Origin of the sequence: Mycobacterium sp. TKK-01-0059 (assembly GCF_000709305.1) — a bacterium.
Classification (GTDB): Bacteria; Actinomycetota; Actinomycetes; order Mycobacteriales; family Mycobacteriaceae; genus Mycobacterium; species Mycobacterium intracellulare.
This window is the reverse complement of the sequence record NZ_KL446993.1, coordinates 3,709,134-3,728,828: the sequence shown is the minus strand read 5'-3', so window position 1 is coordinate 3,728,828 and position 19,695 is coordinate 3,709,134. Positions and strand designations below refer to the sequence as shown.

The following is a 19,695-nucleotide window of genomic DNA, read 5'->3' as shown; positions in this document are numbered from 1 at the left end:
CCCGACATCCGCCCATGGCTCAACTAGCTATCTACTTATGCCCCACGGCAGATCCTAGGGCACCGCCACCATCGCGGCCCGATTTTTAAGCAAACCTTATTTCGCAAATGCGAACCGGCGACGGCGCATCATTCACGGCGGCGCGAGTCGGCCAGACGCGCACCGACGCAACGGGACCCGATATGGCACCGCCGACGGCGGCCCGGTGATTAGCAGCCTTTGAGCCGTGCCGCCAGATAATCGGCCACGGTGTTCATCGCGACGCGTTCCTGGGTCATGTCGTCGCGCCGGCGCACCGTCACGGCGTCGTCCTCGAGTGAGTCGAAATCCACCGTCACACAGAACGGCGTGCCGATCTCGTCCTGGCGCCGATAGCGCCGCCCGATCGCGCCCGCATCGTCGAAATCGATATTCCAAAACTGGCGCAGTTCGGCCGCCAGATCGCGGGCCTTGGGGCTCAGGTCGGCGTGCCGGGACAGCGGCAGCACCGCCGCCTTGACCGGGGCCAGCCGCGGGTCCAGCCGCAGCACCGTGCGCTTTTCCATCTTGCCCTTGGCGTTCGGGGCCTCGTCCTCGACGTAGGCGTCGATCAGGAACGCCATGAACGACCGCGTCAAACCCGCCGCGGGCTCGATGACATACGGGATGTAGCGTGCGTCGGTCGCCTGGTCGTAGAAGGACAGGTCGACGCCGGAATGCTTTGAATGCGTCGCCAAGTCGAAATCGGTGCGGTTGGCGACGCCCTCCAGCTCACCCCACGGGTTACCGGCGAAGCCGAATTTGTACTCGATGTCGACGGTGCGATCGGAGTAGTGCGACAGTTTGTCGGCCGGGTGTTCAAACAACCGCAGGTTCTCCGGATCGATACCCAACTCGACATACCATTGCAGCCGGGTGTCGATCCAATACTGATGCCATTCCTTCGCGGTCGAGGGCTCGACGAAGAACTCCATTTCCATTTGCTCGAACTCGCGCGTGCGGAAAATGAAGTTGCCCGGGGTGATCTCGTTGCGAAAGCTCTTGCCTATCTGGCCGATGCCGAAGGGCGGTTTCTTGCGCGCGGTCGTCACCACGTTGGCGAAGTTGACGAAGATGCCCTGCGCGGTCTCCGGACGCAGATAGTGCAAGCCCTCCTCGGTCTCGATCGGACCCAGGTAGGTCTTGAGCATCATGTTGAATTCGCGGGGCTCGGTCCACTGCCCGGGCTCGCCGGTGTCGGGGTCGCGGATGTCGGCCAGTCCGTTGGGCGGCGGGTGGCCGTGCTTGGCCTCGTAGGCCTCGATGAGATGGTCGGCGCGGTAACGCTTATGGGTGATCAGCGACTCGACCAGCGGGTCATGGAAGACCTCGACGTGGCCCGAGGCCACCCACACCTGCCGCGGCAAGATGATCGACGAATCCAGGCCCACGACGTCGTCGCGCCCGCTGACCACCGCGCGCCACCACTGACGTTTGATGTTCTCTTTGAACTCCACACCCAACGGGCCGTAGTCCCACGCCGACCGGGTTCCACCGTAGATCTCTCCCGAGGGAAAAACGAAGCCGCGCCGCTTGGCCAGATTCACTACGGTGTCGATGACGGACGCCACGGGGTGGTGCACTCCCTTTCCGGGGTTGGGTGGGCGCGCCTGGCGGCCGACCGCCGTGCGCAGAGCATCAGTCATGGTAGCGATCGGCGCCGCGGTCTTTGACATGCGTCATCATGCATGTGACAGTGGAGGGCAGCCGATACGGCGGATACTTTCCCACTACCTGGCACTTCTCGAGGTGATGCCGCTCCCATGATGTCCCCCTCACGTTCTGCGTCGATGCCGTCCGCCACCGACGGCGACATAGGAACGGACCTGGACGCGGTCACCCACGACCACGGCGGACTCGGCGCCGGTGGGCACTCCGTACTGGCCGATTACCCCGTCCCACCCCCGCGGGAGATCCTCGACGCCGCGGGCGAGTTGTTGCGGGCGCTGGCGGCGCCGGTGCGCATCGCCATCGTCCTGCAGCTGCGCGAGTCGCATCGCTGCGTGCACGAGCTGGTGGACGCGCTCGGCGTGCCCCAGCCGCTCGTCAGCCAGCACCTGAAGATTCTCAAGGCGGCGGGCGTGGTTGCCGGCGAGCGGTCCGGGCGCGAGGTGCTGTACCGGCTCGCCGATCATCACCTCGCGCACATCGTGGTGGACGCCGTCGCGCACGCGAGCGAGGACGCCCCGTGACATCAGGAGCGAGCGTTCGCTCGACCCGTCAGCGCGCGGCGATCTCGACGCTGTTGGAGACACTCGACGAATTCCGCTCGGCGCAGGATCTGCACGACGAGCTGCGCCGGCGCGGCGAGAACATCGGGCTGACCACCGTCTACCGGACGCTGCAGTCGATGGCCGCGGCGGGAATGATCGACACGCTGCGCACCGACACCGGCGAGTCGGTCTACCGCAGGTGTTCGGAACACCATCATCACCACTTGGTCTGCCGCAGTTGCGGATCCACGATCGAGGTGGGCGATCACGAGGTCGAGGAGTGGGCGACGGCCGTGGCCGCCAAGCACGGCTTCTCCGACGTCAGCCACACCATCGAGATCTTCGGCACCTGTTCGGAGTGCATGCCCTGACGATTACGCCGTCAGCGTGCGGCGTACCTGGGCGCCGGTGTCGAGCACCAGCAAAATCAAGGTCCTCAGCGCATCGTCGGTGAGGCCCGCGCCGGGAAAGTTGTAGCGCAGCATCACATCGGCGTTCTTGGCCGCGCCCTTGCCCGAATTACGCTGCACGGCTTTGTCATTGACCTTCTCGATCAGGCTGACGCTGCCGAAGTTGCTGTCGCGCGCCTGCTTGGCCACCTGATCGCTCAGCTTCTTGGTCAGCGGCAGATCCCACGCCAATATCTGGGTGAGCGATACCAGGTCAAGGCCCTCGGCGATGTTCACCACCCGCAACGAGGCGATGGTGCCGTCATGGTGAACGGTCAGCGCGCCGTCGGTCTCCTCCTGCAGCGCAAGGACATCGCGGAGGATCGACGCCAGACGCTCCTGTAGCGATGGCACTATGCGCTCCCGAATCGGCGGTTGCGCGAGGCGTATTCCTCGCAGGCGGCCCACAGGTCGCGACGGTCGTAGTCGGGCCACAATTTGTCCTGGAAGATGTACTCGGCGTATGCCGCCTGCCACAGCATGAAATTGCTGGACCGCTGCTCCCCCGAGGTCCGCAAAAACAGATCCACGTCGGGGATGTCGGGCCGCTGCAGGTGGTTCGCCACCGTCGACTCGGTGATGCGCTCCGGGTTCAGCCGTCCGGCCGCGGCCAGCCGTGCGATTTCCTTTGTGGCTTCGGCGATTTCGGCGCGGCCACCGTAGTTCACACAGTAGTTGACGGTGATGACGTCGTTGTCCTTCGTCATGTCTTCTGCGATCGCCAGCTCATTGATCACGCTGCGCCACAGGCGGGGCCGCGACCCGACCCACCGGATCTTGACCCCGATCGCATTCAGGTTCACCCGGCGCATCCGCACCACGTCGCGGTTGAAGCCCATCAGGAAGCGGACCTCTTCGGGCGAACGCTTCCAGTTCTCGGTCGAGAAGGCGTACAGGCTGAGCCACTTGATCCCGATTTCGATTGCACCACAGACGATGTCGATGACCACGGCCTCCCCGGCTCGATGACCGTCGGTACGGGTCAGCCCCTGCTGGGTGGCCCAGCGGCCGTTGCCGTCCATGACGATGGCCACATGGTTGGGCAGCCGGTCGGCCTCGATCCTGGGCGCGGCCGCCTTGGAGGTGTGCTGCGGCGGCCGGCACGGGCCGCCGTCGGCGGACGGCGGCAGCTCCGGAAACACGACGGGCCAGGTCGACTTGTCGGGAAAGACCGGATAGTCGTCGGGCGCGGGGGGCAGCTGCGGGAAACCGCGGTGTGTCACCAGCGCCCCACTGGCCTCGGTCGCAGGGCGTGTGTCTTGTGCCCACCTCCGAGCGACACGTTCGGGTGACCCGCTTTTGTCGCTCGGAGGTGGGCACAACACATGCCGGTTGACGCAGATGCGGGTGTGACGGATGTGATCACCGCCCGTCCGCCGGCCCAGACTTTAGCCACAGTCCATATCCTGCCCGATCAGCGTCGCGCGCTGATCGGCGATGGTGCGGTCGACGTGATACGTCCGTTCGACGAGCGGCAACGTCTTGAGCTGCCGCTCCAAATGCCATTGCAGGTGCGCCGCCACCAGACCGCTGACGTAGTTGCGGTGCGACTGCGGCGTCTTCTCGGCGAAGTCCCAATCGCCGTCGTGCAGCGCCGACATCAGGTCCAGCACCCCCGGCGGCGGCGTCGTCGAACCGGCCGGGCGGCAGTGGGTGCAGACGCTGCCGCCGGCGCCGACATGAAACGCACGATGGGGACCGGGCGTGGCGCAACGGGCGCACTCGTTCAGCGCCGGCGCCCAACCGGCGATGCCCATCGCCCGCAGCAGGTAGGCGTCCAGCAGCAGGCCCCGGGACCGGCGGCCGTCGGCCACCGCCCGCAGGGCGCTCACCGTGAGCCCGTGCAGGGCCGGGGCGGGCGCCCGCTCCTCACCGGCGAGGCGTTCGGCGGTTTCCAGCATGGCGCACCCGCAGGTGTAGCGGCCGTAGTCGCTGACGATGTCGGTGGCGAACGCGTCGATCGAGACGACCTGGGTGACGATGTCGAGGTTGCGGCCGGGATGCAACTGCGCGTCGATGTGCGCGAATGGCTCCAGCCGCGCACCGAATTTGCTGCGGGTACGACGAACGCCCTTGGCCACCGCGCGGACCAGCCCGTGATCACGGGTCAGCAGGGTGACGATCCGGTCGGCTTCGCCGAGCTTGTGCTGGCGCAGCACAACAGCTCGGTCTCGGTATAGCCGCATCCCCATAGTTTTGCACCCCGCCGCGACATTGCGGGTATCCGCGCCGTCTAGTCTCGTACCCCGTGATTGGCGCTTCGGGGTCGGGAGTCGGGTCCATTTCCGGGTCCGGCAACCAGCGCCTGCCCACGCTGACCGACCTGCTCTATCAGTTGGCCAGCCGCTCGGTGACGTCCACCACCCTGGTGGGTCGTTCGCTGCACGCCATCCACGCCAGCCAGCCCACGCTGAACGCCTTCCGGGTGGTGCTCACCGAGTCGGCGCTGGCCGACGCGGCCGAGGCCGACCGGCGCCGCGCGGCCGGGGACACCGCCCCGCTGCTGGGCATCCCGATCGCCGTCAAGGACGACGTCGACATTGCCGGCGTGCCCACTGCGTTCGGCACCGAGGGGACGGTTCCGCCGGCGACGCACGACGCCGAGGTGGTGCGCCGCCTCAAGGCCGCCGGCGCGGTGATCGTGGGCAAGACCAACACGTGTGAGCTCGGCCAGTGGCCGTTCACCAGCGGACCCGGTTTCGGGCACACCCGCAACCCCTGGTCGCGGCGGCACACCCCCGGCGGGTCGTCGGGCGGCAGCGCCGCGGCGGTGGCCGCGGGCCTGGTCACGGCCGCCATCGGGTCCGACGGCGCCGGCAGTATCCGCATCCCCGCGGCATGGACGCACCTGGTGGGCATCAAGCCGCAGCGCGGACGGATCTCGACCTGGCCGCTGCCGGAGGCGTTCAACGGCATCACGGTCAACGGCGTGCTGGCCCGCACGGTCGCCGACGCGGCGCTGGTGCTCGACGCCGCGTCCGGCAACGTCGAGGGGGACCGTCACAAACCGCCCGCGATCACCGCCTCCGACTATGTGGGCAAGGCGCCCGGCCCGCTGAACATCGCGCTGTCAACCCGGTTTCCCTACACCGGTTTCCGGCCCAAGCTGCACCCGGAGATCCTGGCGGCGACGCGCGCCGTGGGTAACCAACTCGAACTGCTGGGCCACACCGTGGTGTCCGGCAACCCCGACTACGGCATGCGGTTGTCGTGGGACTTTCTCGCCCGGTCCACCGCGGGCCTGCGGGATTGGGAGGAGCGCTTGGGCGACGGCGTCGTGCTGGACCCCCGGACCCTGTCCAACCTGCGCATGGGCGCCGCGCTGGGGCAGGCGATCCTGCGCAGCGCCCGCCGCCACGAGGCGGCCGACCAGCGCCGGGTCGGTTCGATCTTCGACATCGTCGACGTGGTGTTGGCGCCGACCACCGCCCAGCCCCCGCCGCTGGCGCGGGCCTTCGACCGGTTGAGCGGCTTCGGCACCGACCGGGCCATGATCGCGGCCTGCCCGCTGACGTTCCCGTGGAACGTCCTGGGGTGGCCGTCCATCAACGTTCCGGCGGGCTTCACCTCCGAAGGCCTGCCGATCGGCGTGCAGCTGATGGGCCCGGCCAACAGCGAGGGCATGCTGATCTCGCTGGCCGCCGAGCTCGAAGCCGTGTGCGGATGGGCCAGCAAGCAGCCCCAACCCTGGTGGCACCAGAGCGCGGACACCCCTCCGGCGCCCGCGCCCAGCGGCTGAGATCACCGCCGCGTCCCGCCGTCTGGGCAGGTCGGAGCGGTGAATTTCCTGCCGACGAGGCGGGTACACGTTCGCCATGGACCAATCCGACGCCCCACTGCTCGATGCGCTGGCCGACTATCGGGAAAAGAACCGATACGGGTTCACGCCGCCCGGCCACCGGCAGGGCCGCGGCACCGACGAGCGGGTCCTCGCGGTCCTGGGCCGTGAACCCTTCCTCGACGACGTACTGGCCAGCGGCGGCCTGGATGACCGCCGGACCAGCAACAAGTACTTGAAGAACGCCGAAGACCTGATGGCCGAGGCAGTGGGCGCGGACACCGCGTGGTTCTCCACCTGCGGCAGTTCCCTGTCGGTGCGGGCGGCGATGATGGCGGTGGCCGGCGGCGAGGGCAGCCTGCTGGTCAGCCGCGACAGCCACAAGTCGATCGTGGCGGGGCTGATCTTCTCCGGCGTGCAGCCGCGCTGGATCACCCCCCGCTGGGACGCCGCGCACCACTTCTCTCATCCGCCCTCGCCGGAGCAGGTCGAACAGGCCTGGGACAAGCACCCCGAGGCCGCCGGCGCGCTCGTCGTCAGCCCCAGCCCCTACGGCACCTGCGCCGACATCGCCGGGATCGCCGAGGTGTGTCACCGGCGCGGAAAGCCGCTGATCCTCGACGAGGCGTGGGGCGCACACCTGCCGTTCCACGAGGACCTGCCGACCTGGGCGATGGACGCCGGCGCGGACGTCTGCGTGGTCAGCGTGCACAAGATGGGCGCCGGTTTCGAGCAGGGTTCGGTGTTTCACCTGCAGGGCGACCTGATCGATCGGGATCGCCTGTCCGCCTGCGCGGATCAGCTGATGACCACCAGTCCCAGCGTCCTGTTGTACGCCGCCATGGACGGCTGGCGCCGGCAGATGGTGCAGCACGGTCATGAATTGCTCGGTGCCGCACTCGATTTGACGCGACACGTGCGTGAGGAGATCGAACTCATCCCGGATGTGGAGGTTCTCGACGACGAGTTGCTCGGCGCGCAGGCGTCCCACGACCTGGACCGGATGCAGGTGCTGATCGACGTATCCGCAACGGGCACTTCGGGTTATCAGGCCGCCGACTGGCTGCGGGCGCACGCGCACATCGACGTGGGGATGAGCGATCACCGCCGCATCCTGGCCACCCTGTCGATGGCCGACGACAAGGAGACCCTGGGGCGTCTCACCGACGCGCTGCGCGCGTGGCGCACCGCCGCCGACGACTTCGAGCCGCCGCCGAGCATCGCGCTGCCCTCGCCCGACGAGCTGCAACTGGAGTCCGTCGAGTTGCCGCGTGACGCGTTTTTCGGGCGGGTGGAAACGGTGTCCACGGACAGCGCCGCGGGCCGCATCGCCGCCGAGCAGATCACCCCCTATCCCCCGGGCATCCCCGCCGTCGTGCCGGGTGAGCGTCTCAACGATGCCGTGCTGGACTATCTTTGCTCGGGCGTCAATGCCGGCATGAATCTGCCCGATGCGGCCGATCCGTCGCTGAACACCATCCGGGTGCTCGCCACGTAGAAAGCCCGCTAAAAGCCCAGCCGGCCAAGCTGTTTGGGGTCGCTCTGCCAGTTCTTGGCGACCTTGACGCGCAGGTCGAGGTACACCTTGGTGCCCAGCAGCTTCTCGATCTGGGCGCGCGCGGCGGTGCCGACGTCGCGCAGCCGGGCCCCGCCCTTGCCGATGATGATGCCCTTCTGGCTGTCGCGTTCGACGTAGAGCAGCGCGTGCACGTCGATCAGGTCGTCGCGGTCCTCCCGCGGGCTGACCTCGTCGATGACCACGGCCAACGAGTGCGGCAGCTCGTCGCGCACCCCCTCCAGGGCCGCCTCCCGGATGAGCTCGGCCATCAACACCTCTTCGGGTTCGTCGGTCAGTTCCCCGTCGGGGTAGTAGGCGGGCCCGGGCGGCAGCGCCGCGGCCAGCACGTCGATCAGGACGTCCATTTGCGTCCCGGCCACCGCCGACACCGGGACGATCTCGGCCTGCTCGCCGACCAGCGCGCTGACCGCGACCAACTGCGCGGCGACCCGGTCCTTGGGCGCCTTGTCGATCTTGGTGACGATGGCGACCAGTGTCGCCTTGGGCGCGGTCGCCCGAATCTGCTCGACGATCCACCGGTCGCCCGGGCCGATCGCCTCGTCGGCCGGGATGCACAGCCCGATCACGTCCACCTCGGCGTAGGTGTCGCGCACCAGGTCGTTGAGCCGCTTGCCCAGCAGGGTGCGCGGGCGGTGCAGACCCGGCGTGTCGACCAGGATGATCTGGAAGTCGTCCCGGTGCACGATCCCCCGGATGGTGTGCCGGGTGGTTTGTGGCCGTTTCGAGGTGATCGCGACCTTGGTCCCGACGAGCGCGTTCGTCAGGGTCGACTTCCCGGTGTTGGGCCGGCCGACCAAACATACGAAGCCGGAACGGAATTCAGTCATGCTGCGGGGGTTCCTCGCCATCGGGTGAGCCGTCGGATTCGACGGGGCTGAGCAGGACGGTGCCGATGCGTACCCGCCCACGGTGATCCGTGCCGCCCTCGGCGTGCAGCCGCAAACCGTGGGAGATCACCTCGGCGCCCGGCAGCGGCACCCGGCCCAATTCCAGGGCGAGCAGCCCGCCGACGGTGTCGACGTCGAGGTCGTCGTCGAACTGCACGCCGTACAGTTCGCCGAGGTCCTCGATCGGCAGCCGCGCCGACACCCGAAAACGTTTGTCGCCCAGGTCTTCTATCGGCGCCGTCTCCGCCTGGTCGTACTCGTCGGCGATCTCGCCGACGATTTCTTCGAGCACGTCTTCGATGCTGACCAGGCCGGCGATCGCGCCGTACTCGTCGACGAGCAGGGCCATGTGGTTGCGGTCGCGCTGCATTTCGCGCAGCAGGGCGTCCAAGGGCTTGGAGTCCGGCACGAAGACCGCCGGCCGCATCACCTGCGCCACCGGGATGGTCCGCCCGCCGCCACCCGACAAAAACGTCTGCTGGACAAGGTCTTTCAGGTACACGACGCCGACGATGTCGTCGACGTTCTCGCCGATCACCGGGATGCGGGAATGGCCGCTGCGCACCGCCAGGTTGATCGCCTGGCTGGCGAATTTGTCGCTTTCGATCCAGATCATCTCGGTGCGCGGGACCATGACCTCGCGGGCCGGGGTGTCGCCGAGTTCGAAGACCGACTGGATCATCCGGCGCTCCTCGGCGGCGACCACGCCACGCTGCTGAGCCAGGTCGACGACCTCGCGCAGCTCGATCTCCGAGGCGAACGGCCCGTTCCTCAACCCGCGCCCCGGTGTGACCGCGTTACCCAGCACCACCAGGAGCCGGCTGATCGGCATCAACAACCACGAGATCGCCTGCAGCGGAAGCACCGTCGTCAACGCGATGGAATAGGCGTGTTGGCGGCCAAGGGTGCGCGGGCCCACCCCCATGACGACGAAGCTGGTCACCACCATGATGGCCGCGGCGCCGAACAATCCCCACTTCAGCCCGAAGTTGTCATAGAGGAACACCACCAGTAGCACGGTCGCGGTGATCTCGCAGGTAATCCGCAGCAGCACAACGAGGTTGATGTAGCGGGGACGCTCCGACATCACCTTGGACAGCGCCACCGCGCCCGGCCGCTCGTCGCGCACCATTTCCTGAACACGGGCCAGCGACACCGTGCTGATGGCCGCATCGATCGCGGCGAAAAGCCCGCCCAGCCCGATCAACGCGACCGCGGCGAACAGCTCAGACCAGCCGGTCAACGGTCATCCCTCGACGTGGTCACTATTCCCCTGTGGCATCACGAGGACTCAGCGGCGTCGTCCTCGCTGCGGTTCCGGCGATTGAGCAGCCAGGCGACCAGGCCCACCACCACAGCGAACCCACCGAAGCGCAGCGCCATGGTCCAGACGGATTGGTGGGGTTGGCCGGGCTCCGGGTGGTGAACGGCGAGCAGCACCAAGAAGCCGCCGTCATCGGTGAGGCCGACGCCCGGCGTCGGCTGGGTCTTGATCACCCGGATCTGGGCGGGGGCGCTGCTGGAGTTGTCGATCTGGCCCCAGGCCAGGGTGGAGTCGTCGAGCAGGAACGTGTCCTGGCTGCCCGGGGATTGGCTGCCGTCGTGGCCCACCACCGCCACGTGGCCCACTTCCACGGTCTCGCCCTTGGCGGGAACGGACACGACGACGTTGTCGTACAGCTTCGGGGGCGCCGGCGGCTTGTAGTCCGGCGGCGGTGGCCCGTTGTATCCGTTGAGCGGTAGCGAGCCACCGCCGTAGAAGCTGCCCGAGGCCACATAGCTGTCGCCGACCGCGGTGAACGGGACGACGCCGACGGTCGCGGCGTCGAGCACCATCCGCGCTCCGCGCGGGAGGTACAGCTGCTGGTAGGCGCCGTTGTAGAAGTAGCGGAACGTCATCGCCTGGTTAAGCGGGTTGTAGAGGGTCGGGCGGCGGTAGGCGTCGTCGTAGTCGACGTAGTCCCAGTGACGCGGCCGCACGAACCGGTGCTCGTCGATCTTGAGGATGTCGACGTTTTGCCGGTGGGCATTCACCACGTTTTGCACCTGCTGGTTGAAGTCCACCTCGGTCGGCGGCTTCGGCGGGTTGGCGGGGTCGGCGCGGGTTACCGGCGCGGCCTTCGCCGCTGCGATCGCCACCGAGGGCGCATCCAGCCCTCGCGGCGGCGCGACCACCGGGGCGTTTCGCGGCGCATCGGGGCCGGGCGGATTGATCTCGAGCACCGGGACGGTGTTTTGGCCCGCGTTGGGCGGCGGCAGGACCACCGGTTGCTGCACCGGCGGCGGAAGCGGGGGCGGTTCGTACGCCGGGATGGGCACCTGCGGAACCGGTGTCGGCGCGTTGCTCGCGGGCCCCTGGACGCCGCGCTTGTCCTCGTTGCACACGTTCGCCGTGTGATAGGCGTTCACGTAGAACATGCAGCGCTGGCAGGACACGGGGTTCGAGCCCGCGCCGGCGCAGGGAGCCGCCTGCGCCACCGTGCCGGGGATGGCGACGATCATCGAGATCGGCGCGAACGCGATGGCTGCCGCCACCAGGATCCAGAGTCGACTCAATTGTCGAAATACCTTGACTTGTCCAGCAATCGGCGGTCGCGCTCTTCCTGGCGGTCCTGGCGGTAGGCCTCGACCTGGTCGGCGACCCACTCCTCGAGCAACCGGTCCTGCAGCGCGAACATCTCCTTTTCCTCGTCCGGCTCGCCGTGGTCGTAGCCGATCAGGTGCAGCACACCGTGGATGGTCAGCAGCGCGAGCTCGTGCCCCAGGCTGTGCCCCGCCGCGGCGGCCTGACTGGCCGCGAATTCCGGGCACAGCACGATGTCGCCCAGCATCGAGGGCCCGGGCTCGGGGGCGTCCGGGCGCCCGCCCGGTTCGAGCTCGTCCATCGGGAAGCTCATCACGTCGGTGGGCCCGGGCAGGTCCATCCAGCGCATGTGCAGGTCTGCCATCGCCGCGGTGTCCAACAGCACCATCGACAGCTCGGCCGCCGGATTGACGTCCATCTTGGCGATGACATGCCGCGCGACGCTGATCAACTCGGCCTCGGAGACGTCGATGCCCGACTCGTTGGATACCTCAATGCTCATGGAACCCGCTCACCGCACCATCATCGGCGACCGCGCGAGCCCGACGCCCGCCGGGCCGCCCGGTTCATCGTCAGGTCGGGCTCTTCGAACTTGGCGTAGGCGTCGACGATTTCCGAGACCAGCCGGTGGCGCACCACGTCCACGCTGGTCAGTTCCGCCACGTGGATGTCCTCGACGCTGTCGAGGATCTCCATCGCCGAACGCAGACCCGACCTGGCCCCGCCCGGAAGGTCGACCTGGGTGATGTCGCCGGTGACCACGATCTTGGATCCGAAGCCCAAGCGGGTGAGGAACATCTTCATCTGTTCGCCGGTGGTGTTCTGCGCCTCGTCAAGAATGATGAACGCGGAATTGAGGCTCCTGCCCCGCATGTACGCCAGCGGCGCCACCTCGATGACCCCCGCCGACATCAGCTTGGGGATCAGTTCGGCGTCCATCATGTCGTAGAGCGCGTCGTACAGCGGCCGCAGGTACGGGTCGATCTTCTCGCTGAGCGTGCCCGGCAAAAAGCCAAGGCGCTCACCGGCTTCCACGGCCGGGCGGGTCAGGATGATGCGGCTGACCTGTTTGGTCTGTAAAGCGTTGACCGCCTTGGCCATTGCGAGGTACGTCTTGCCGGTGCCGGCCGGGCCCACCCCGAAGACGACGGTGTTGGCGTCGATGGCGTCGACGTAGCGCTTCTGGTTGAGCGTCTTGGGCCGGATCGTCTTGCCGCGTCGCGACAGGATGTCCAGCGTGAGCACTTCGGCCGGTGACTCGTTGTCGGTGCCGGCCAGCATGGCGACGCTGTGCCGGACCACCTCCGGGGTCAACGGCTGCCCACCGGCGACGATCGCGATCAGTTCGGAGATCACCCGTTCGGCGAGCGCGACGTCGGCGGGCTCACCGGAGATGGTGACGGTGTTGCCGCGCACGTGCAGATCCGCGTCCAGGGTGCGTTCCAGCGAGCGCAGGTTCTCGTCTGCCGAACCCAGCAGGCCCATGACGGAATGGGGCGGAACGTTGATGCTGCTGCGAACTTGAGCGTCGGCCTGGAGGGGTCCGGCTGCGTCAGCAGCGCTGGTCTCGCGGGGCGTCACGTGGTTTTCGATGCCTGCCTTGTGTGAAGTGCTCGCCGATTCCGGCGTTTTCTAGCGTTTTTATCCTACCGCCGGGTCGACGCTGGCCCCAATGTGCAGCGCGCGACGAGTCTTCACAGGCTCGACGGGTGGTCCCATCGCGGGGTCAGCACCCCCAGCGCACCGAGCGCCACGGCCGCGGCGGTCGACGTCCGCAACACCTGCGGACCCAGCCGCACCGCCGTCGCGCCCGCGTCGGACAACACCGCCATCTCGTCGTCGGCGATCCCGCCCTCGGGGCCGACCACCAACAACACCGACGGCGCTCCCGCGAGGTCGGCGTGGGCGAGCCGCTCGGTGGCCGACTCGTGCAAGGCCAGCACCGTCGCGCCGCCGGCCACCTCGTCGCGGATGCGCGAGGTCAGCGCCGGGGTGGACAGCACCCCGTCGACCGGCGGGATGTGCGCCCGGCGCGATTGCCGGGCCGCCGAACGGGCGACCGCACGCCAGCGGCGCAGACCTTTCTCGACCCGGGCGCCCTGCCAGTTGGCCACGCAGCGGGCGGCCTGCCAGGCCAGGAACCCGTCGGCCCCCGCCTCGGTGGCCAGCTCGATGGCCAGCTCCGATCGCTCCGACTTCGGCAGGGCCTGCACGACAGTCACCGGCGGGGTTCCGGGCGCGACGCTCCAGCGCTTGAGCACCCGCGCCCGCAGTCCGTCACGCCCGGCGTGCTCCACCTCGCAGTGCGCCAGGCCGCCGGCGCCGTCGCCGAGCACCAGTTGCTCACCGGGGCGGATCCGCCGCACGCTGGCGGCATGAAACCCCTCGTCACCGCCCAGGACGGCCAGCGCGCCGGTCTCGGGCAGCGCGTCGGCGTAGAACAGGGTCGCGACCATCGGCGCGCCTTGACTAGCGTCCGGTGAACGTCTCGCGGAGGCGGCTGAACAGGCCGCCGCCGGCGTGGGTCGAGCGCACCTCGGGGACGTCGCGGCTGCGGCGGGCCTTCAGTTCGCGCAGCAGTTCGGTGTCGCGGGCGTCCAGGCGGGCGGGGACCACCACCTCGACGTGGACATGCAGATCGCCGCGGGTGCCGGTGCGCAGGTGCGGCATCCCGTGGCCGCGCAGTGTGATGACCGAAGCCGGTTGGGTGCCCGGCGGAATGGTGATCTCGCTGACGCCGTCCAGGATGGCGTCGACGGTGACGGTGGCGCCCAGCGCCGCGTCGACCATCGGCACCGACACGGTGCAGTGCAGGTCGTCGCCTTCGCGGACGAAGACGTCGTGGCTCTGCTCGTGCACCTCGACGTACAGGTCACCGGCCGGCCCGCCGCCGGGTCCCACCTCGCCCTGGGCGGCCAGTCGCACGCGCATGCCGTCGCCGACACCGGCGGGGATCTTGACGCTGATCTCCCGGCGGGCGCGCACCCGGCCGTCACCCATGCACTGGTGGCACGGGTCGGGGATGACGACCCCGACGCCGCGGCAGGTCGGACACGGCCGCGACGTCATCACCTGCCCCAGCAGGGAGCGCTGCACGGTCTGGACCTCGCCGCGACCACCACACGTGTCGCACGGCACCGGAGCCGAGTCGCCGTTGGTGCCCTTGCCCTGGCAGCGGTCACACAGCACTGCGGTGTCGACGGTGACCTGCTTGGTGACGCCGGTCGCGCACTCTTCGAGATCGAGCCGCATCCGCAGCAGCGAATCCGAGCCGGGCCGTACCCGCCCGATGGGACCTCGGGAGGTCGCGCCGCCACTGAAACCGCCGCCGAAGAAGGCCTCGAACACGTCGCCCAGGCCCCCGAAACCGCCGCCGAAACCGCCGCCGGCCGCGGCCGCGTTCTCCATCGGATCGCCGCCCAGGTCGACGATCCGCCGCTTCTCGGGGTCGCTCAGCACCTCGTAGGCGACGCTGATTTCCTTGAACTTCGCCTGCGCGGCCTCATCGGGATTGACGTCGGGATGCAGTTCGCGCGCCAACTTGCGGTACGCGCGCTTGATCTCCGCGTCACCGGCGTTTCTGCTCACGCCGAGCAGCCCGTAATAATCGCGTGCCACGCCTGACTCTCCTATACCTGGTCTTCTCCGCGCCTACCCACACTGCGGGTGCGCGTTCATCGAGCACCCAGGACTTCGCCGATATATAGGGCAACCGCGGCAACGCTGGCGATAGTTCCCGGATAGTCCATCCGGGTGGGCCCCAGCACACCCATTCCCCCGTACACGGTGTCGGAGGTGCCGTAGGCGGTGGTCACCACGGAAGTGCCCAGTATCTGATCGGCGGCCGTCTCGTGGCCGATGCGAACCGTCACCTTACCGGCTTCCTGCTGGGCGGCCAGCAACCGCAGCACCACCACCTGCTCCTCGAGCGCTTCCAGGATGGAGCGCAGCGAGCCGCCGAAATCGGCGGCGTTGCGGGTCAGGTTGGCGGTGCCGCCCATCAGCAGGCGTTCCTCGGTGTGCTCGACGAGTGACTCCAGCAACACCGTCGCCGATCGGCCCACGGCGTCGCCCAGCCCTTCCGGGCTGCTCAACTGCCCGGCGAGGTCGGCCACCGCGACCGAGGCGGCCGACAGTTTCTTGCCCACCAGCGCCTGGCCGAGCATCTCCCGCAGCTGGGAGAGTTCGTGGTCGTCGATGACGTCGCCGAGTTCGACCACGCGCTGGTCCACCCGGCCGGAGTCGGTGATGACGACCATCAGCAGCCGAGCGGGCGTCAGGGCGATCACCTCGAGGTGGCGCACGGTCGACGACGACAGCGTCGGGTACTGCACGACGGCCACCTGCCGGGTCAGTTGCGCGAGCAGCCGCACGGCGCGGCGCAGGACGTCGTCGAGGTCGACACCGGACTCCAGGAATCCCTGGATCGCGCGCCGTTCGGCCGAGGACAGCGGCTTGACGTCGTCGAGCCGGTCGACGAATTCGCGGTAGCCCTTCTCGGTGGGCACCCGCCCGGAACTGGTGTGCGGCTGGGTGATGTAGCCCTCGGCCTCGAGCACCGCCATGTCGTTGCGGACGGTGGCCGACGAGACACCCAGGTTGTGGCGCTCCACCAGCGTCTTGGAACCGATCGGCTCTTTGGTGGCGACGAAATCAGCGACGATGGCCCGCAGCACCTCGAACCGTCGGTCATCGGCAGTTCCCACTGGTCGTCACCTCCTTCGATACCGCTTTGACCCGGTTCATTTTACGGTCTCGGGCGCCCTCGACCTCACTGGTGCAACGCGAGCAGACGCAAAAGCTCCCTGTTCGTCGGCGTGTCGGGGTGTGTTTGCGTCTGCTCGCCGGGAGGGGCGGTGTCCGACTAGCCTTGTCCACCATGAACCGGTCGGGCCACAGCTATGCGTCGGGGGAGATCGGCCAATGATTTTCAAGGGCGTGCGCGACGGCAAACCGTATCCCGAGCACAACCTGTCCTATCGGGATTGGTCCCAGATACCGCCGCAACAGATCCGGCTCGACGAATTGGTCACCACCACAACGGTGCTCGCGCTGGACCGGCTGCTCTCGGAGGACTCCACCTTCTACGGCGACCTGTTCCCGCACGCGGTGCGGTGGAAGGGCACCACCTATCTCGAGGACGGCCTGCACCGCGCGGTGCGCGCGGCGCTGCGGAACCGCACCGTGCTTCACGCCCGCGTGTTCGACATGGACATGCCCCTGGGCCAACCCGGGTGAGTTAGTGGTCACGTTTGGGCCTTCCCGCGTGTCGACCTAGTGAGGACGTTGGTTCACGACCACAACTTGCCGGGAGGATCGCCATGCCACGGCTACAGGGAGTCTCCGACCGCGACGCCGGCCTGGGCGCCAAGATCGCCTTCTTCTTCACCAGGCGCAAGCTCGCGCAGATGACCGGGCTGGAAACCGCGGGAATGCTGGAACCGCTGCGGATGTATGCCCACATCCCGAGACTGCTCAACGCCTACGGCAAGTTGGAGCAGGCCGAATCGAAGCTGGACGTTCTCAGTCCGCGCCACCGCGCGCTGGCGGAGCTGAAATCGGCGACGACGGTGCGCTGCGAATACTGCATAGACCTCGGCTCGCAGATCGCCCGGCAATGGGGCATCACCGACGAAGAGCTGCTGGGGATGGCCAATTATCGGGACGCGCCGTGCTTTTCCGACGTCGACAAACTGATCCTCGAATACGCGACCGCGATCAGCCGCACCCCCGTCGAGGTGAGGGATGAGCTTTTCGAGGCGCTGCGCGCGCACTTCGACACCGCCCAACTGGTCGGCCTGACCCACGTCATCACGCTGGGCAATCTGCGCGCCCGCTTCAACATCGCGCTCGACATCGGGTCGTCGGGCTTTTCCGGCGACCGCGTGTGCGCCCTGCCGGAGACCGATCGGCCGTGACCAATCCCGATGCGTCCGCGCCGTCACCGCCGTCACTGCGGGCCTTGACGGCGCGCTTCGAGGCGGCCCGGCCGCGGTTGGGCGCCCTCGCCTATCGCATGCTGGGCTCGTTCGAGGACGCCCAGGACGCCGTGCAGGAGGCCTGGCTGCGGTTGAGCGGCAGCTCCGGGGAGATCGTCAACCCCGACGCGTGGCTGACCACCGTGGTCGCCCGCATCTGCCTGAACATGTTGCGCGAGCGCCGAACTCACGGCGGCGAGGAGCTGAGCGTCCGCCTGCCCGACCCGATCGTGGAAGCCGACGAGGAATTCGATCCCGAACACCGCGCCATGCTGGCCGACGCGGTGGGGCTGGCGCTGTTCGTGGTGCTGGACACGCTGCCGCCGGCGGAGCGATTGGCCTTCGTGCTGCACGACGTCTTCAGCGTGCCGTTCGATCAGATCGCCACCATCGTCGATCGGACGCCGGAGTCGGCCCGCAAGCTGGCCAGCCGGGCGCGCCGGCGGATCGAGCGGGCCGATCCGGTTCCCGACGGCGACCTGGCCGCCCAACGCGAGGTGGTGGACGCCTTCTTCGCGGCGGGCCGCAGTGGTGACTTCGAGCGTTTGGTGTCGGTGCTGCATCCCGAGGTGGTGCTGCGAGGCGACTTCGGCCCGGCCGCGGCGGCGTTCCGGGCCGACGGTGCGGCCTCGGTGGCCACGCTGGCCCGAAGCTACGCCGGGCCCGACCGCGAGGTGCGCGCCGCGACCGTCAACGGCGCCGCCGGCGCCGTCATCTTCGTCGCCGGACGCGCGGCGTCCGTCATGGGATTCGTGGTGCGGGGTGGCCGGATCCGGGAGATCGATGTGCTGGCGGATCCGGCACGCATCGCGAAATTAGGCCTGCGCGCCCCCGGCGCCGATCACTGACCGGCGGCCTGCAGCAGCTCCATCGCCGAGGCCCGCGACAGCACCCAGCCGCCCTGGTTGACGAAGGTGACGTTCTGGGTGACCGGGGACGTCAACTTGGGACCGGAGACCGACACGTCGGCGGTCGCCGAACCGGCGGCGGTGGGTTGGATGTTCGTCACGTCGAACGACAGCGGCAGGTCACCGTTTTTCGCGGCCTTCTGCAGCTTCTTGTCGGCGACGTGCGCCTCGATGCCGCTGATGCCGCCCTGCACCAGGTTGCTCTTGTTGCTGAACGACACGCTCGGGTCGGCCAGGCTGTTGAGCAGGCCGGTCAGCTGATCGGGCGTCGGGACGTTGGCGCCCGCGACCGGCTGCGCCGGCGGCGGATCCTGCGGAAGCGGCGCGCCGATCGTGGCGAGCTGCACCCCCACCTGGGGGCTTGGGCTCGGCTCCGACATCGAGGCCAGGCCGGCGGCCGCGCCGCCGACGATCGCCAGAGCTGCCACGCTGGTGGCAAGGGTTTTGACAGTGTTCATGGTTCCCCCTTCGGTGGGCACGAATCTCGACGCTCGGGTGGTGTCAGCGTGCCCGTTGCGTCTCGTACTTCGTGTCTCGGCACCGATACGTTACGGCCGCCCGTTGTGCGAACGACATGAGCACCCTGTGCGCCAACTGTGCGGGCGTTTTACCGGTGGCCGAAGGTGCCAAACCCCATGCGCCGCCAGAAGGCGACGCATGGGGTGTCCTCGAGTGTCGGAACGTCCGGCGAATCCGCCGGACTGGCTTCGGGTTTGCGCGGCAGGCACCGCGCAGTCATCAGTTGGTGGCGGTCGCGGCCTGTATCAGCGCGATCGCCGCGTCGTGCTGCAGGACCCAGTTCCCACCCTGGTTGACGAACGCGAGGTGCTTGGTCACGGGGCCGGCGAACTTCGGGCCCGTGATGGCGACGTCGGCCTGGGCCATGTTCGGACCCGCCGGCGCGATGTTCGTCACGTTGAACTGCTCGGGAAAGTTCCCGTTGCGGTAGGCCTTTCGCAGGTCGTGGTCGGCCACCATGCCCTCGTTTTGGCTGACGCCGTTTTCAACGAAGTTGGCCTTCTCCCTGTAGTTGACGCCGGGGTCGGTTACCTGGTTGCACAGAGTGGCCAACTGATCGGCCGTCGGCAACTGGCCCGGCGCACCCGGCGGCGGGGGCGGAGGCGGCGGCGGGTCCTGCGGCAGTGGCGCGCCGACCGCAGCCAGTTGCACATGATCCAGACCCATCGGTGCTGCAATGGAAGCCACACCGGCGGCGGCGCCGCCAATGGCGGTCAGCGCCGCCACGCCCGTGGCAATGGACTTCACGGAATTCACAGGTCCCCCTTCGATGCACATGGACC

At 68.4% G+C, this 19,695-nt stretch carries 21 protein-coding genes; 7 read left to right on the top strand and 14 right to left on the bottom strand.

All coding sequences use genetic code 11. The features are described from left to right. Positions 1-209 precede the first annotated feature (209 nt). Positions 210-1,601 carry a glycine--tRNA ligase gene (locus K883_RS17675; RefSeq protein WP_036455575.1) on the bottom strand — a complete coding sequence of 464 codons (1,392 nt, stop codon included), beginning with the start codon at positions 1,599-1,601 and terminating at the stop codon, positions 210-212. A gap of 183 nt (positions 1,602-1,784) precedes the next feature. Here K883_RS17675 and K883_RS17670 point away from each other — a divergent pair, with 183 nt between their 5' ends. Further along, entirely contained in the window at positions 1,785-2,210 is a 426-nt protein-coding gene (locus tag K883_RS17670; protein ID WP_170320583.1) for an ArsR/SmtB family transcription factor, read from the top strand. Further along, on the top strand, positions 2,207-2,602 hold the full coding sequence (locus K883_RS17665; protein WP_008255605.1) for a Fur family transcriptional regulator: 396 nt from the start codon (positions 2,207-2,209) through the stop codon (positions 2,600-2,602). Before K883_RS17670 ends, K883_RS17665 begins: the two co-directional genes overlap by 4 nt. 3 nt (positions 2,603-2,605) lie before the next feature. On the opposite strand, the gene K883_RS17660 is transcribed toward K883_RS17665, so the two are convergent. From K883_RS17660 to recO, 3 genes are all read right to left on the bottom strand, one after another. After that, positions 2,606-3,034 carry a hypothetical protein gene (locus K883_RS17660; protein WP_008255604.1) on the bottom strand — a complete coding sequence of 143 codons (429 nt, stop codon included), beginning with the start codon at positions 3,032-3,034 and terminating at the stop codon, positions 2,606-2,608. Beyond that, complete coding sequence (locus tag K883_RS17655; protein WP_008255602.1) at positions 3,034-3,903, bottom strand: decaprenyl diphosphate synthase; 870 nt, start codon at positions 3,901-3,903, stop codon at positions 3,034-3,036. The genes K883_RS17660 and K883_RS17655 overlap by 1 nt, the downstream gene beginning before the upstream one ends. Positions 3,904-4,068: 165 nt before the next feature. After that, positions 4,069-4,866 (bottom strand): DNA repair protein RecO, encoded by a 798-nt coding sequence (recO, locus tag K883_RS17650; protein ID WP_008255600.1) that lies wholly within the window; start codon positions 4,864-4,866, stop codon positions 4,069-4,071. A 62-nt stretch (positions 4,867-4,928) separates the two neighbouring features. On the opposite strand from recO, the gene K883_RS17645 reads away from it, so the two are divergent. Together K883_RS17645 and K883_RS17640 are read left to right on the top strand one after the other, a co-directional pair. Beyond that, complete coding sequence (locus K883_RS17645) at positions 4,929-6,419, top strand: amidase (protein WP_008255598.1); 1,491 nt, start codon at positions 4,929-4,931, stop codon at positions 6,417-6,419. Positions 6,420-6,495: 76 nt separating this feature from the next. Further along, complete coding sequence (locus tag K883_RS17640) at positions 6,496-7,956, top strand: aminotransferase class I/II-fold pyridoxal phosphate-dependent enzyme (RefSeq protein ID WP_008255597.1); 1,461 nt, start codon at positions 6,496-6,498, stop codon at positions 7,954-7,956. Between the two features lie 8 nt (positions 7,957-7,964). On the opposite strand, the gene era is transcribed toward K883_RS17640, so the two are convergent. From era to hrcA, 8 genes are all read right to left on the bottom strand, one after another. After that, positions 7,965-8,864: a GTPase Era gene (gene era / locus K883_RS17635; protein ID WP_008255596.1), complete on the bottom strand. Its 900-nt coding sequence runs from the start codon at positions 8,862-8,864 to the stop codon at positions 7,965-7,967. Next, positions 8,857-10,167, bottom strand: a complete 1,311-nt coding sequence (locus tag K883_RS17630) for a hemolysin family protein (protein ID WP_036455088.1) — start codon at positions 10,165-10,167, stop codon at positions 8,857-8,859. The genes era and K883_RS17630 overlap by 8 nt, the downstream gene beginning before the upstream one ends. Before the next feature lie 38 nt (positions 10,168-10,205). Next, positions 10,206-11,426: a hypothetical protein gene (locus K883_RS17625; RefSeq protein WP_263646491.1), complete on the bottom strand. Its 1,221-nt coding sequence runs from the start codon at positions 11,424-11,426 to the stop codon at positions 10,206-10,208. 50 nt (positions 11,427-11,476) lie between these two features. Next, positions 11,477-12,010: an rRNA maturation RNase YbeY gene (gene ybeY / locus K883_RS17620; RefSeq protein ID WP_008255587.1), complete on the bottom strand. Its 534-nt coding sequence runs from the start codon at positions 12,008-12,010 to the stop codon at positions 11,477-11,479. A gap of 20 nt (positions 12,011-12,030) precedes the next feature. Beyond that, positions 12,031-13,089, bottom strand: a complete 1,059-nt coding sequence (locus tag K883_RS17615; RefSeq protein ID WP_036455086.1) for a PhoH family protein — start codon at positions 13,087-13,089, stop codon at positions 12,031-12,033. Between the two features lie 113 nt (positions 13,090-13,202). Next, complete coding sequence (locus K883_RS17610; protein ID WP_014384384.1) at positions 13,203-13,964, bottom strand: 16S rRNA (uracil(1498)-N(3))-methyltransferase; 762 nt, start codon at positions 13,962-13,964, stop codon at positions 13,203-13,205. A 13-nt stretch (positions 13,965-13,977) separates the two neighbouring features. Then, on the bottom strand, positions 13,978-15,126 hold the full coding sequence (gene dnaJ / locus K883_RS17605; RefSeq protein ID WP_008255583.1) for a molecular chaperone DnaJ: 1,149 nt from the start codon (positions 15,124-15,126) through the stop codon (positions 13,978-13,980). A gap of 56 nt (positions 15,127-15,182) precedes the next feature. Further along, positions 15,183-16,214, bottom strand: a complete 1,032-nt coding sequence (gene hrcA, locus K883_RS17600; protein ID WP_008255582.1) for a heat-inducible transcriptional repressor HrcA — start codon at positions 16,212-16,214, stop codon at positions 15,183-15,185. Between the two features lie 217 nt (positions 16,215-16,431). Between hrcA and K883_RS17595 the strand changes: the two genes are divergently transcribed. The 3 genes from K883_RS17595 to K883_RS17585 all read left to right on the top strand — a co-directional run bounded on the left by K883_RS17595 (position 16,432) and on the right by K883_RS17585 (position 18,334). Continuing rightward, positions 16,432-16,746, top strand: coding sequence for a type II toxin-antitoxin system VapB family antitoxin (locus K883_RS17595; RefSeq protein WP_008255581.1), 315 nt, complete (start codon positions 16,432-16,434; stop codon positions 16,744-16,746). Between the two features lie 83 nt (positions 16,747-16,829). After that, positions 16,830-17,426 carry a carboxymuconolactone decarboxylase family protein gene (locus K883_RS17590; protein ID WP_008255579.1) on the top strand — a complete coding sequence of 199 codons (597 nt, stop codon included), beginning with the start codon at positions 16,830-16,832 and terminating at the stop codon, positions 17,424-17,426. Further along, complete coding sequence (locus K883_RS17585; RefSeq protein ID WP_036455084.1) at positions 17,423-18,334, top strand: sigma-70 family RNA polymerase sigma factor; 912 nt, start codon at positions 17,423-17,425, stop codon at positions 18,332-18,334. Before K883_RS17590 ends, K883_RS17585 begins: the two co-directional genes overlap by 4 nt. Here K883_RS17585 and K883_RS17580 read toward each other — a convergent pair. Both K883_RS17580 and K883_RS17575 read right to left on the bottom strand, forming a co-directional pair. After that, on the bottom strand, positions 18,328-18,852 hold the full coding sequence (locus K883_RS17580) for an MTB12 family secreted protein (protein ID WP_036455083.1): 525 nt from the start codon (positions 18,850-18,852) through the stop codon (positions 18,328-18,330). The two genes, K883_RS17585 and K883_RS17580, sit on opposite strands and share 7 nt — an antisense overlap. 280 nt (positions 18,853-19,132) lie before the next feature. Beyond that, entirely contained in the window at positions 19,133-19,669 is a 537-nt protein-coding gene (locus K883_RS17575; RefSeq protein ID WP_009976241.1) for an MTB12 family secreted protein, read from the bottom strand. Between the last annotated feature and the right edge of the window lie 26 nt (positions 19,670-19,695).